Source organism: Halarchaeum nitratireducens (genome assembly GCF_014647155.1).
In the GTDB taxonomy this organism is placed as follows: Archaea; Halobacteriota; Halobacteria; order Halobacteriales; family Halobacteriaceae; genus Halarchaeum; species Halarchaeum nitratireducens.
The window spans coordinates 166,238-178,448 of sequence record NZ_BMOQ01000008.1 but is presented as its reverse complement, the minus strand read 5'-3'; the positions used below and the strand labels follow the sequence as shown (position 1 = coordinate 178,448).

At 60.3% G+C, this 12,211-nt stretch carries 16 protein-coding genes; 5 read left to right on the top strand and 11 right to left on the bottom strand.

The window, feature by feature from the left end; translation table 11 throughout:
- On the top strand, positions 1–633 hold a 633-nt coding region (locus IEX91_RS14460; RefSeq protein ID WP_326838245.1), incomplete at its 5' end, for a DNA polymerase domain-containing protein.
- A 1,207-nt stretch (positions 634–1,840) separates the two neighbouring features.
- A complete protein-coding gene (locus IEX91_RS14455) occupies positions 1,841–3,118 on the top strand; it encodes a Cdc6/Cdc18 family protein (RefSeq protein WP_188879868.1) in 1,278 nt (425 codons plus the stop codon).
- A 91-nt stretch (positions 3,119–3,209) separates the two neighbouring features.
- Here the strand turns inward: IEX91_RS14455 and IEX91_RS14450 are convergent, their stop codons facing one another.
- The gene (locus IEX91_RS14450; RefSeq protein WP_188879867.1) at positions 3,210–3,533 is read right to left on the bottom strand and encodes a hypothetical protein; all 324 of its coding nucleotides are present in this window, start codon (positions 3,531–3,533) and stop codon (positions 3,210–3,212) included.
- A gap of 138 nt (positions 3,534–3,671) precedes the next feature.
- Here IEX91_RS14450 and IEX91_RS14445 point away from each other — a divergent pair, with 138 nt between their 5' ends.
- Positions 3,672–4,598 carry a helix-turn-helix transcriptional regulator gene (locus IEX91_RS14445; protein ID WP_188879865.1) on the top strand — a complete coding sequence of 309 codons (927 nt, stop codon included), beginning with the start codon at positions 3,672–3,674 and terminating at the stop codon, positions 4,596–4,598.
- Positions 4,595–5,398, top strand: a complete 804-nt coding sequence (locus IEX91_RS14440; protein WP_188879863.1) for a DUF6036 family nucleotidyltransferase — start codon at positions 4,595–4,597, stop codon at positions 5,396–5,398. Before IEX91_RS14445 ends, IEX91_RS14440 begins: the two co-directional genes overlap by 4 nt.
- Positions 5,399–5,409: 11 nt before the next feature.
- Here the strand turns inward: IEX91_RS14440 and IEX91_RS14435 are convergent, their stop codons facing one another.
- Both IEX91_RS14435 and IEX91_RS14430 read right to left on the bottom strand, forming a co-directional pair.
- Positions 5,410–6,225, bottom strand: a complete 816-nt coding sequence (locus IEX91_RS14435) for a hypothetical protein (RefSeq protein WP_188879861.1) — start codon at positions 6,223–6,225, stop codon at positions 5,410–5,412.
- An 88-nt stretch (positions 6,226–6,313) separates the two neighbouring features.
- A complete protein-coding gene (locus IEX91_RS14430) occupies positions 6,314–7,201 on the bottom strand; it encodes a M78 family metallopeptidase domain-containing protein (protein WP_407647974.1) in 888 nt (295 codons plus the stop codon).
- A 280-nt stretch (positions 7,202–7,481) separates the two neighbouring features.
- Between IEX91_RS14430 and IEX91_RS14425 the strand changes: the two genes are divergently transcribed.
- Positions 7,482–7,754 (top strand): hypothetical protein, encoded by a 273-nt coding sequence (locus IEX91_RS14425; RefSeq protein WP_188879859.1) that lies wholly within the window; start codon positions 7,482–7,484, stop codon positions 7,752–7,754.
- Between the two features lie 39 nt (positions 7,755–7,793).
- Here IEX91_RS14425 and IEX91_RS14420 read toward each other — a convergent pair whose 3' ends face one another.
- The 8 genes from IEX91_RS14420 to IEX91_RS14385 all read right to left on the bottom strand — a co-directional run bounded on the left by IEX91_RS14420 (position 7,794) and on the right by IEX91_RS14385 (position 12,209).
- Positions 7,794–8,096, bottom strand: coding sequence for a hypothetical protein (locus tag IEX91_RS14420; protein WP_188879858.1), 303 nt, complete (start codon positions 8,094–8,096; stop codon positions 7,794–7,796).
- 76 nt (positions 8,097–8,172) lie between these two features.
- Entirely contained in the window at positions 8,173–8,436 is a 264-nt protein-coding gene (locus IEX91_RS14415; RefSeq protein ID WP_188879857.1) for a hypothetical protein, read from the bottom strand.
- 13 nt (positions 8,437–8,449) lie between these two features.
- Complete coding sequence (locus IEX91_RS14410) at positions 8,450–8,956, bottom strand: hypothetical protein (RefSeq protein WP_188879855.1); 507 nt, start codon at positions 8,954–8,956, stop codon at positions 8,450–8,452.
- Between the two features lie 12 nt (positions 8,957–8,968).
- Positions 8,969–9,259 (bottom strand): UPF0175 family protein, encoded by a 291-nt coding sequence (locus tag IEX91_RS14405; protein ID WP_188879853.1) that lies wholly within the window; start codon positions 9,257–9,259, stop codon positions 8,969–8,971.
- Positions 9,260–9,625: 366 nt separating this feature from the next.
- Positions 9,626–9,889 (bottom strand): DUF7389 domain-containing protein, encoded by a 264-nt coding sequence (locus tag IEX91_RS14400; RefSeq protein ID WP_188879851.1) that lies wholly within the window; start codon positions 9,887–9,889, stop codon positions 9,626–9,628.
- 213 nt (positions 9,890–10,102) lie between these two features.
- Positions 10,103–11,404 (bottom strand): RNA-guided endonuclease InsQ/TnpB family protein, encoded by a 1,302-nt coding sequence (locus IEX91_RS14395; protein WP_188879849.1) that lies wholly within the window; start codon positions 11,402–11,404, stop codon positions 10,103–10,105.
- Between the two features lie 101 nt (positions 11,405–11,505).
- Positions 11,506–11,820, bottom strand: a complete 315-nt coding sequence (locus tag IEX91_RS14390; protein ID WP_188879847.1) for a DUF6166 domain-containing protein — start codon at positions 11,818–11,820, stop codon at positions 11,506–11,508.
- A gap of 209 nt (positions 11,821–12,029) precedes the next feature.
- Positions 12,030–12,209 carry a hypothetical protein gene (locus tag IEX91_RS14385; RefSeq protein ID WP_188879845.1) on the bottom strand — a complete coding sequence of 60 codons (180 nt, stop codon included), beginning with the start codon at positions 12,207–12,209 and terminating at the stop codon, positions 12,030–12,032.
- Positions 12,210–12,211 lie beyond the last annotated feature (2 nt).

Sequence of the window (12,211 nt, the reverse complement as noted above, 5' to 3'; positions counted from 1 at the left end):
CGCGTCGAGATTCGCCTCGAACACGAAGCCCACTACGACTGGGTGGCGTTCGTGCCGCAGCGCGAGAGTGACGCCGGCGCGTTGACGAAGTACTTCGGGAAGGTCGCCGGCGACGACGACTTCAAGATCAGAGGCATCGAAGCCCGGCAGCGCTCGACCCCGCCGTTCATTGAGGATGTTCAGCGGGACTGTCTCGAACGGCTTGACGCAACTCGATCTCCGGACGCGGTACTTGACTGTCTCCAAGACGCGATCAAGCGCCTCCACGCTGGAACGGTGCCGGTCAAGCAGCTTGTCGAACGGAATCGTGTCTCGAAGCCACTCGAAGGATATACGCAAAACACCCAGAACGTGGCGGCGCTAAAGCGGGCGCGCGAGCAGGATCTCGCTGTCCACCCAGGACAGGACCTCGAGTACGTCGTCGTCGACGACGAGAAGAGCTCGCGAGAGCGGGTCGCCTTGGCTCACGAGGAGATCGAGTCGTACGATGCGTCGTACTACGAGATCCAACTCGTCAGAGCTGTCGAGAGCGTGCTGTCACCACTCGGCTGGGATCGGACGGAGATTCAACGCGAAATCGCGGAAACCCGTGAAACGAACTTGGCCGCCTTCACCGAGGTTGAAAGAACTTAACTAACAGAATCAGGGATTCAGGAGGTATGTTGGTTAATGACGAACGGATGGACGGATGAGAAGCCGGAGAGGATACGTCGCCCACACACCCCTCGTCCAGAGTGAAAACCAATCAGGGGTGTGGGGGAAGGTCCACGGGAAACGAGGGTTCTGGGGAGAGACCAACGAGAATCACGGGAAGACAGCCTGACACGGAAAACACGACGGAAATGGAACAGCGAACACGAGCAGCGGTTCAGAACCACCCGGACGAATGCTGCCCTCGTCCTCCTTACTGTGCTGAATGCGCTTGGGGAGTGGTAAGAGGTTGGTAGTAATAAAACCTCTAGGTAATACCTTGGAGATTGGTATGTTTGGTGGGTCATCGATTGCGAGACGACTGCTGTAATAGGTGTACTCGTCCCACGTCGTGTGATTTCGGTGCTTTCCTGCCGATCCGTCGTGTGGTTTTCGTCGGTCCCACCGAGGGACTCTTTCATTGTTTCACTCTTGACGAGGGGTGTGTGGGTCCAATCTCGTTGTCCGTGTATTGTGAAACGTTAAAGGAACAATCGCTGCTTTGACTATTCTTCGGCCAGCAATCCGTCCTCTAAGCCGGTGTCGGGACGGGTATCTCCTGATCTTCCCCGTCAGTACGGCATCAAGATACCCGATTCCGACTGATCCGATTCCACCCTGCTTTACTTCAGCTGGAGATGCGGCCTGTATCTGTGGGTCTGCTACCGTCTCGTTATTCACTCTTGACCGGGGGTGCCGACGAATGCTCGTCATCATCCCTCGATGTTCCCATTCGACGTCAGCTCGTCACGCCGGCGTTTACACTCTGGACGAGAGGTGTCTGCCGTGCGTCAGACGCCAAGCGCCGTTGTGTTCTCTCATAGAACTGACTGATTCCTCCGTTCGGGAGATACACTCTGGATGGGGGGTGTGGTCTCAACCAAGTGCTCCGGTCCCGGGTGGAGAGCTATTCACTCTTGATCAGGGGTGTGACAAACCCGCTTCAGTCCGGCGCTTTCACTCTGGATTAGGGGTGCCGGTCCGAGGTTGGAACTATCGCTCTGAATCCGATTTCACTCGGGACCGACTCGACCCTTTGTGAGGATGATACGGCAGCGACAAAACATCAGAAGACGACTATAGCCCGATTTACACTCTGGTCGAGGTAGCCAAATCATTAAGTAGGTCCCATCCGCGATGTCTGATATTGATGGCTGAGGAACCGTCCCAACTTTCTGACTTCGACGGCCGCTACGAGGACCCCGCTGACGATCCCCTCTTCGACTTTGATGAAGACGACCCCGACCGAGCCAACATTTTCGCTCGAAAGGAACTGCTGAAGGTGGGTCACGTCCCTGAAAGCGGGCGTATCGTCGGCCGAGATGGCGAGATCAAGGCCGTAGCCGCTGAGCTCAGGCCGATCGTTCGTGGTGATCCACCTAACAACGTGATTATCTACGGCAAAACGGGTACGGGGAAGTCACTGGTCGCCCGTCACGTCACTGAACGAGCTCGACGAGCCGCGGAGTCGAACGGTGTGTCCGTAGGCACGGTCTACGTCGACTGCGCGCAGCACAATACACAGACGCGCGTTGCCAGGACGGTAACTCGATCACTCAACGAGACGGACGAGACTGACTTCGATATTCCACGCGCCGGGATCGGGAGCGGTGAATACTACGACTATCTCTGGGAGATTCTGGATACTGCCTACGAGTCAGTCATCATCATTCTCGACGAGGTGGACCGACTCGATGACGATGATATACTGATGCAGCTGTCGCGGGCTCGCGAATCGGGGAAAGCAGATTGCCACCTGGGCGTCATCGCAGTCAGCAACAAGATCGAGTATCGCGACCAGCTGAACGAACGCGTCAAGTCCAGTCTTCGCGAGGAAGAGTTCGTCTTCCAACCCTACGACGCGAATCAGCTGCGCGAAATTATGAAGCACCGACGGGACGCATTCCACGATGGCGTTCTCTCGGACGATGTGATCCCACTGACGGCGGCACTAGCCGCGCAAGAACACGGTGACGCCAGAAAGGCAATCGAGATTCTTCGTCACGCCGGCGAGCTAGCCGAGCGAGAAAATGCCGATACAGTCGTCGAGGAACACGTTCGCGATGCCCAGGAGTGGGCTGAAATTGATCGTTTCGAGGAGCTACTACGCGGCTCGACGACCCAGGTCAAATTCATCCTGTATTCTCTCGCGCTGCTCACCGAGGAGAATCCGAATGAGGACGGGTTTTCGACCAACCGGATTTACGAACGATATGAAGCGACGACCGAGAAAGCTGACGCGAAGACTCTCAGCGAGCACCGCGTCTATGAGCTGTTGAAAGAACAGGCGTTCCTCGGTGTCGTTGAATCAACTCGGACCGGTGGTGGCCGAGGTGAAGGCAGTTATCTCGAGCATCGGCTGGTTCAGGACACTGGTATCGTGTTGAAATCTGTCCTCCGGGACAGTCGGCTGGAAGATTTGGCTTAGCTCTCAGTTCGGTCGTTCACCACACCCCTGATCACGAGTGTATCTCTCGATACGTCGGAAACGTGGGGTGGGTGTCTTCCTGCTTCGAGTTTTACTCGTCCGGGTTGACCGGGCCTTTGTACTTGGAGCGAATTTTTTCGCCATCCCGCCACTGCCAGTAGTAGTAGCGATTGTCGTTGATCTCTTTGATCGTGATCGTCGCTTTGGCAGGGACGTCGTCCGGAAGATCGTTTGGTCGCTCTTCGACCTCGTCTTGACCTGCCGACTCCTCGAGACGGGCCTCTCGTTCCTTGTGCTCGGCGAGCGCTTCAGCGTACGAAGCAACGTCTCGGAGCCGTTCCGGGTCTGACTCGTTGAGCGTATTGACGATCTCCGTCGGGAGGCTCGCCGGTGGGGTCGGGGGTTCGTAGGACATCGGCTGCTCTCGTGTTAACCAACACGACCCGCGATCCCATAGTTTTGTTGGTTAAGACGGTAGAGACGGTTTTCGCGCCTGCTGGCTGTAACACTACTCGAAACTTATTTATATACAAGTTTCGTACTATGTTACACCGTGCTCCGGCGCATCGAACTTGAGGTCCTCGCCACGGTCGAGCGCGGCGACACGATCTCCGACCTCGCGACGAAGCTCGACCACAGCGAGAGTTACCTCTCTCGTGCCGTCGGTGACCTCGTCGAGAAGGGGCTTGTCTACACGAAACGCGATGGCCGGCGAAAACGAGTCGTCCCGTCGGATGCTCGCGCCGTCGAACTCTATCGGGACCTCGTCCGCCAGCACTCCCACATCGAGTTCCCCAAGCTGCTGACCGGAAAGGCACTCGAGGTGCTGTACTACCTCGACCAGCCGCGAACTGTCTCCGAGATCGCCGACCGGAGCGACAACTACCGCAACACCGTCAACCGCGTCCTCAAGCGGTTTCGCGACCGGGGCCTCGTCGGGACGGCCGACGGCCGCTATGACTTCAACGCCGATTTCGACCGCCTCCACGAGTTCGCCCGGGAACTCGCACACCATCTGCATCGCCAACGCCTCGAAGCCGTCGCCCCAAAGGGCACGATTCTCTGGGAGGGCTACGACGAATTCCTCGCCCAGGCCGAAACGGAGATCGACGCGGAGGCGTTCCACGAAACCGGCCTCGCTCGATTCGCGGCCTTCGACCTCCAGTTCCTGCTCACCGGCCACCGCTACTACGTCTACTCTGAGGAGCTCGACGCCGTCTCACCGGCGGAGCTGTGTTGTCACACGCTGTTGATCGACGACGGAAGCCGCCACCGCTCGTACTGTCTTCTTCTCCTCAGCCACGTCAACGTCGACGAGGCGGACCTCCGAGAGCAGGCGGCGAAGTATGGCCTCGAAGACGAAATCGACGCCTTGCTTCGCTACCTCGAGACGCACGGCGAGGTCGACGATGCCCGACTCCCGGAGTGGGACGAGTTCCAGGAGTTGGCGCGTGATTACGAGGTGCCACTACCATCATGAGACCAACATTCGGACGTGAGTACATCGAGAACGAATTCCAGCGAATCGGGGACGGGCTATCTGAACCGCTCACCGTCTACCTGATCGGTGGTGGCGCGATGTCGCTGCGCGACCTCAAGGGGGCGACGAAAGATATCGACCTGGTCGTCCCGGACGGCGACGCGTACGGTCAGCTGTGGGCTGTCCTGATGGATCTCGGGTATGCAGAGGTCCAGTCGCTGGATCCAGATTACCGGGTGCTGGGGGCGACGAGTTGCGTCGAGAACGACGATGGGTGTCGCCTCGACATATTCAATCAGCAGGTCGCGAACAAGCTCGTGCTCACCGATGGGATGCAGGAGCGCAGCGACCCGTTCCTCAACCTGGATCGACTGACGGTCCGGCTGGTCAGCAACGAGGATATCTTCCTGTTCAAGGCGATCGCCGGCCGCGACGACGACATCGAGGACATGAATATGCTCGTGCAGGCCGGTCTCGATTACGACGTCGTCCGGAAAGAACTCGAAGCCCAGATCGAACGCCTGGGTGACGATCAGTTCGCCACGTTCGCGAACGAGGCCTTAGTCGAACTCGAGGAGCGGTACGGGGTGACCACACCGATTGAAGCCCGCATCCAGGAGCTCACGAATAGGTACTACCGGGGGCTCGAAGTCCTCCAAGCACTCCACGAGCCGATGACGGTCGACGAACTGGCCGCGGAACTGGAGCTGGATACCGACGAGGTTCACGACCGGCTGGCGTATCTCTCAACGTTCGACCGGGTCCATCGGGATGGCGACACAGTCCGTCCCGTGGAGTAGCCCGGTCACGATTACGGGGAAGGAAGGCGGCCGTCTGGTCGGGGAACGCGGCCCCGTTTGATCTCGTGATCGACGCGACGCAGGTGCTTGCAGCCGCCTTCGGGTGAACGCTGTTGCCAGTCGGGACAGGTACACGATTCGTCGACGACGTCGACTTCGTACCTGTTGCCGGACGCGGACTGCACCTCGTAGCGGCCACCTTTGGAGAGGAGTGAGACGTCCATCGCTTCGGCGACGGCACGCTTCGTGCGGGGCTCGAGATCGTCCTTCGACTGTGCGTTCTCGTCGACGACCAGTCGGTCGCGAACGTCGCCCGTTCGGCCACCGTCGGGAGCGACGGCTTCTGCAGGGCCACTGAGCTGCTCGTGGAGCACTTCCTCTACCGGATGGCCTTCCGGCCACAGGTAGTGGACCTCACGGCGCTCGCGATGGTCGTAGGAGCCGCACACGGCTGCGCTCCCGGTCCACACTCGCCAGGCACCGAGCGCGGCCATCACGTCGATGATGTCACGGGGAACCGTCTGGTGGTCGTCCGGGAAGAACACCCGAAAGCGGGTACACGACTCCTGTGGCGGGACGGTCTCCCACCAATCTTCGCTGGAGCCCCAGCTATCGAACATCGCGTCGTCGCTCCCGTAGCCGACGGTCACGCCGTCGATCGGCGTCCAGTCTGCTGGGAGGTGGTCCGCCTCGCCTTCGAGCACTCGAAGAACGGCGTATCGGAGATACTCGTGGGCTTGGTTGTCAGTTGTACGAGCGACCTGGTCGTGCTGGTCGGCAACGTGCTCTGCTTCCTCGAGGACCGTCGTGAGATCGGGTTCAGTCATTATTCGACGGAGGTCAGAACGCGCCTCCGCCCCTCGGCGGGCGCAAAAACTTAACCAACAAAGCGGAAGAAATCCATCATCACGTTGGTTAACTGAGTGAGGACGAGGATTCGTCTTCCAGAACGTCGATGAGCTCTTTTGCTGTGGAACTGATCCGTCCGAGGCGCTCGCGAACGACCTCGGGATCGTCCGACTCCCACGCAGCGAGGTAGAACGCCGACCCACTGGTGTCGAGCCCGCAGTAGCGCCCGACGACGTACGCGACGGCTTCGGCCTCGACTTCGCGTTTGGCCCGCTCGGTGTCGTCGTCGACGTCGAAGTGGAGCAGGGCGTGGGCGTACTCGTGAATCAGCGTCCGCGCGAGGTCGGCCTCGTTCTCCCGATCGCGCACCTCGACGAGTGGCTGGACGTCGACGAGGCTCAGCTGTTCGCAGATGCCCTTCGCCTCGCCGTGGGTCCACTCCTCGGCTGGAACGATTCGCACCGTCACGCCGAGGTCGTCAGCGGCGGCAGTCAACTGGTCGACGAGGTTGCCGGCGTCCCCGGTTGCTTCCGTGTCCAGGTCGGGAAGCGGCTCGCCCTCGGTCTGGGAGACATCGAACACCGGCGCGGGCTTGAACCCGACTAGGCCCTCGGACCACTCTTCGGGTGGCGTCTCGTCGTACTCACAGTTACTGTCCTCGTGGTAGCTCGGCGAGTTCTCGCACTCCGGGCACTGCTTCGTGATGATTGGTGCCCAGATCCAGATGGCCGACTCGCCCTCCGTGACGTGGCGGTCGAACTCCTCCTGCCACGTCCGGTAGCCCGCCACCCGACTCGCTTCTGGATACTGGCGCTTGATGAGGAGCGTATTCCGGTAGGAGTAGTCGTGGAAGCGACTCTGGACGTCCAGCCACTCCTGGAACGCCTCGCTTCCCCGTGCGTCCTCGACGTGGGTGATGAGGTCCTCTATCCACGTCTCGATCGTCTCCGTCATCGCTTCGTTTCGCGACTCCGATTCCTCGAACGTGACCGCTGACTCCAACTGTGCGTCACTCATGGACTCTCTCGCGACGACGCGCCTTTCGGGCGCGCCCGCACCCCTCCCGGGGCCGACAAACTCCGACGCGGTGTATCGATCTGTGTCACCGCTTCTCCGATTCCGTCACGGGCCTCACTGTTCGCGGCTGCTGACGAGATGGGGCAATCGACGTCGGTTCCTCCGGACGTCGACGTGGAACCAGAATCTACACGGCGCTCTCGGCCCACATTGAGGTATGGCCAAGACCGTCGACGAGCTGCGGAACGACATCCGAGTTGGCACGGGGCGCTTCGAGCGGGAGATCTCCGCGACGTTCACGAAAGAAGACCTCGCCGCCATCTGCGACGCCCTCAATTACGAAATCGATACCGACTCGCTGCCACCGAAGCCACAGATGCGTGCCGGGATCCTCGCGATGATCGGCGAACGCGACGACGCGACGGACGGCGTCGACCGAGCGTTTCGGAAGGCCGAACTCGAGGCGATCGCCGCCGCCCTCGACGAGTAGCGCGCTCTGTCTAGCGGGCAGATGCTGAATGCCGGCCAACTAGTCCTCGAAGAGACAGTGTGTCGCCGCGCGCTCGCCAGGGAGTGTTTGCTGGTCCTCGTCGGTCTCGGGGAAGAGCGCGACCTGCTCGTCATCATCGACCGCGTCCTGCACTTCGGGGCGGTCGTCGACGCCGAACTCACTCGTTGCGGGTTGATCACGTCGCGTTTCACGGTCGCGGTGGTCGACATCGGCGCCGAAGTCCTCGAGGGATGTCTCGACGCTCGACTCCGTTACCTCGAGCCCGCCGTCGTTACTGAACGCTGCTTGATGGTGGACATCTATGTTTGGTGTGTCGCTCATCACTGGGGTCCTCCGCTCTCTCCGGAGGCTCGACAAACCCACGTCTGCGGAAAATCGCCGGACGATGACCGACCAGCTACTCGCTCTCGGCCGCGTCGTCGTCTTTCACGGCTGCGATGTCCGCCGCGACGTCCTTGACGTGCTGTTGGTGCTGTGCCGATGTGCCAACACTCTGCGCCGCCTCGAGTTGGTCGTCGACGACCGCGTTCTGCTGGGGTCCCCAGACCTCGGGTGGTTCGGATTTGATGTACGCCACCCAGCGCTTGACGGCCTCGATGCGTTGCTCGCGGTTCCGCTCGTGCTTCTCGTCGAGGGCCTTACGCACGTTCGAGTCGTCCATATTCGATAGCGGGTCAGAGTCGATCGAACAGGTCAGCCCGATCTTGGCTCGAGAATCGATATCCGTCCCGTTCTCGGAGTTCGTTGATCACAGTTTCGAGTTCGCTCTCGGTATCGATATGACCTTTCACGAGGGCTGCCTCAAGTAGCAACTTCAGATCCCATACTTCGATGTCGCGTTGGGACGCCATCTCAGCGGCGTGGCCGTCGTCGGTCAGCAGTCGCTCATCGCGAGTTGCTGCGACGGCAATGCACTCCGCATCAGTGAATGAGAGCGATGCATTAACGATATCGTCGGCAAGCTGAACTTCAGACTCCGTTGGCGAGTATACCTGCAACCAGCCGCCGCGATAGGATTTAATCGCGTCTATCCGCTTGACGAACCGATAGCCGGCGACTTCGTCGCGATGGAGTTCGTCAAGCACGGAGGGAACTGTCCCGACCTGCTCGAAAAGTGCGGGCAATAGCTCAAGCCGCTCAATTTTCGCGAGCGAACTCAAGATATTGTTGTCGATGAGCACACTCACTCTCCACTATAGATTTTCGAGGTGCTCGGACCGCTCCTCACTATTGAGAATGGAGACATCGCGGCTAACGCCGCGGTCGCGGAGAATCTCCTTGAACTCCTCTGGACTGTATCCCGCTAGTTCGGCAGCACGATTGAGTGAGACGGTGCCAGTTTTGTACTGCTCGACAGCGAGATCGACGCGTAGCTCGGGGCGCTTCTCCAGAAGGGCGCGGAACGCTTCCTCAAGGAACTCTTCCTCGGAGGAAAATCGTCCCGACTGCTGGAGGAGTTCAATGTTGTCTTCAACGTCGATCATGGCGTGAACACTCCGGACGTTTCCTTGGCGGGCCATCCGTATAAAGCCGGAGGTGACCTTTCCCTTTCGACCGCTGCCACCTTCGACGACGCTCGCTCAGTTAGATCGAAGCTCCGCTGTCTGCTGGGCGAGTCGCCGAAGTACTGGTTCGCGATTCTGATGCGCGTTTTCGTAGGCGACACACGCTTGGACGGTCTCGACGTCGGGAACCGTGACGATGCACGCGCGGCGGAGGTCGAGATTCGCTGGCGTGAGTCGCTGTTCGGGCGTGAGTGTGCCCGCATTCTCGCTCTCTTGGTTGGACATGATGGCGCCTCGCCCGCTCGCGGCGTCGACAAACGTGATCAGGGGCTTCGACGTGCGCCTTTACTCGGCCTCGACCCCGGGTTGGATCTGTCGTGCATCCTCGGCGAGTCGATGCAGGTACTCGCGAAGCACGTCCATGTCCTCTTGGGCGTCGTCGAGCGTTTCGGCTTTCACCTTCCCCGTGATCTTGTCTTCCTCGCGCGTTCCGGACCCGCGTTTGAGTTGGACGGTGATCGAGACGCCGACGTCAGTGCGTTCGACGTGCTTGGTTTCGGTTGGCTGTTCGTCGGTCACGTTGCTCGTCGCTTCGGTGGAGTCGGACATTGGTGGTGAGAGAAGTGCGTTAGGGAGTGGGTGCGATATCCTTGGGGAGGATTTGTTCGATATCGGCGTCGGTGATCGTCCAGGTGCCATCGGCGCCGTACTCGAGGTGGCTGACGACCTCGTCTTTGAACGTGTAAACTACCCCACCCTACTCCCTCGGCGCAGACGCGCCTCGGTCCTTGAGGGTGGGGCTTTGATGTGGACTCCCGGCAATCAGTCCCCGGCAATCTGCCGGTGACTCTCGCCGTTCAACGTCCCACCATTCACACGCACGTCTACTGGTGCGTCTCCGCTCCCCGACGTGGGCGAGGAACGGAGTCTGTGCGTCCGCTTCCGAGCGTACCGTAGCCCGATATTCTTCGCGCCGTTGTAGTCCGCGTTCACCTCGTACCCGCACTTCTGGCAACAGAAGTGTTCGCCGTGGCGGTTGTCCTCGTGCGTGAATCCACAGTCCGTTCGTGAACAGCGTTGGGACGTGTGGTTCGGCTCAACTTGCTCCACAGAGACACCCCGTTCGGGGGCCTTGTACTCGACGTACTCGAACAGGCGTCGGAACGCCCAGACGTGGTGCCACGTCGCGTGCGGAAGTCGATCTCGAATGTCGGTCAAGTCCTCGAACACGATAACGTCGCAGTCGTGAGTGAGGGCTTCCGTAACGAGCTCGTTGGCGACCGTGTGGATGTACTGTTTGCGCCATGCGTCTTCGCGCTTCCCGAGGCGAAGCAGGGCGTTGTGCGCGGCTTGGGTGCCGCGCTGTTGCAGTTCTCCACGTCGCTTCTCAAATTCGCGGCACCAGTGGTCGTAGTCGTCTCCCTGCCAGAACGTGCCGGTCGAGGAGACGGCGAGGCTGTTGACGCCGAGGTCGATACCGAGGACCGTTTGGTCAGGGTGCCCGGTATCTGCCGGAACCTCGTCGTCGTCCCCAGAACGCTTCGCGTTCTGGTGTGCGGACGAGACACACGTCTCGTCAACGCCGTCAATCCGCCGCGTCGAGATGTTAAGGTAGAACTTGTCGGTCGCCGCGTCGTACCGAAGCGTACTCTCGCGGAACTCGTAGTCCTCCGAGAGAACGTACTGGTCGTAGGGCGTCGGGCCGTCTGCCGGGAGAACGAACGAGGGTTCGACCCGCCCCTCAACAGTTGCCAGCGACGCCTTGTTGCGGTAGAAGGTCGCGCTCCGCGTGTCGTAGTCCATCGTCTCGGCGGAGAACGTGGGGCAAGAAACGCGCTGTCCCTTTTTCCACCGTTCGACAACGCTTTTGACGGCTTCGACGGCGCGACGTATCGCGGCTTGGACGAGTTGTGTCTGTAAGTCCGTCTCCTCTCGGAGTTCGGAGTAGAGCGCATCCCGGACCTCCCGTTTGTTGGTCTTACACCCGGTGTAGGCGGTGTCGGACCAACAGTAGTCGGCGGTTCGGTTCGCGCAGTACAGGTATTGCTCGGCGGTCCGGTGGAGTGCGTCGCGTTGCTCGTCGGAAAGGTTGAGTTTTACGACGGCGGTTCGACGCACGTCCATACTTCAGAGAGGTTCCAACGGTACGTATACGTTCGGGAGTTGGCCGGTCGGAGTATGCCGGTTACGTCATACCATGTCGGTTTCCTCTCCGGCCTACTCGCTCACTCCGTTCGCTCCTTGAGGCCGGAGGCTCCACCTCGAATACGCTGATAGTGCTCACGGGCGAGCGCGGCGTTGTCCGTGTAATCGAGGAGGACGGCGAGTGCGAGCTGTGCCGGGCCGCTGCCGCGATAGCCGACGGCGAACCCGCTCGGACTATGGCGGGCGATCTGGAGACTGCGCTCCGGCGTGAGGCGCTCCCCACCGGGATGGGTCGTCACGATCGTCTCTCCCTGCTTCCGGGAACCGACATAGTGAATCTCGCTTTGGTGGTGTGTGGTCTGTGCCGTCGCGTGATCGTCGAAGGTTCCACTCATCGTCTAGTTCGAGAGCACCACATGGGCACTCCCGCACCCCTCTCGGGGTCGACAAACACGACGGCGATTGCGGCCCGCCCAGTTTAACCAACACCGTCCCGACTTCACTGCCAATTGTTGGTTAACACGCCATCGTCCGAATCCCTAATACTGCCTCTGAGGGTCTGAAACGGTTGCAAGTAGATATTTACACTTTGCACACGGGGTGTCTACACGTCGCTCGTCCTCGCGAGTTCGTCCTCGAAGTAGCAGTCGGCACACCGCTGGTCGCCACGTGCGGCGTGGACCGGGTCCGCCGGCACTGTCTGACAGCTCGTACAGTAGCCGAAGGCGGTTTTCGGGATTGGCTTCTGCCACGGCGGCCGTCGGCGAGTCGTGTGGCTCGCCATCG

Bases quoted from the DNA above. Each gene is read 5' to 3' on its own strand.
- IEX91_RS14395 (WP_188879849.1), bottom strand. From the start codon at position 11,404: ATGGACGTGCGTCGAACCGCCGTCGTAAAACTCAACCTTTCCGACGAG.
- IEX91_RS14390 (WP_188879847.1), bottom strand. From the start codon at position 11,820: ATGAGTGGAACCTTCGACGATCACGCGACGGCACAGACCACACACCAC.
- IEX91_RS14425 (WP_188879859.1), top strand. From the start codon at position 7,482: ATGGCCAAGACCGTCGACGAGCTGCGGAACGACATCCGAGTTGGCACG.
- IEX91_RS14435 (WP_188879861.1), bottom strand. From the start codon at position 6,225: ATGACTGAACCCGATCTCACGACGGTCCTCGAGGAAGCAGAGCACGTT.
- IEX91_RS14415 (WP_188879857.1), bottom strand. From the start codon at position 8,436: ATGGACGACTCGAACGTGCGTAAGGCCCTCGACGAGAAGCACGAGCGG.
- IEX91_RS14385 (WP_188879845.1), bottom strand. From the start codon at position 12,209: ATGGCGAGCCACACGACTCGCCGACGGCCGCCGTGGCAGAAGCCAATC.
- IEX91_RS14420 (WP_188879858.1), bottom strand. From the start codon at position 8,096: ATGAGCGACACACCAAACATAGATGTCCACCATCAAGCAGCGTTCAGT.
- IEX91_RS14405 (WP_188879853.1), bottom strand. From the start codon at position 9,259: ATGATCGACGTTGAAGACAACATTGAACTCCTCCAGCAGTCGGGACGA.
- IEX91_RS14430 (WP_407647974.1), bottom strand. From the start codon at position 7,201: ATGACGGAGACGATCGAGACGTGGATAGAGGACCTCATCACCCACGTC.
- IEX91_RS14455 (WP_188879868.1), top strand. From the start codon at position 1,841: ATGGCTGAGGAACCGTCCCAACTTTCTGACTTCGACGGCCGCTACGAG.
- IEX91_RS14440 (WP_188879863.1), top strand. From the start codon at position 4,595: ATGAGACCAACATTCGGACGTGAGTACATCGAGAACGAATTCCAGCGA.
- IEX91_RS14450 (WP_188879867.1), bottom strand. From the start codon at position 3,533: ATGTCCTACGAACCCCCGACCCCACCGGCGAGCCTCCCGACGGAGATC.
- IEX91_RS14400 (WP_188879851.1), bottom strand. From the start codon at position 9,889: ATGTCCGACTCCACCGAAGCGACGAGCAACGTGACCGACGAACAGCCA.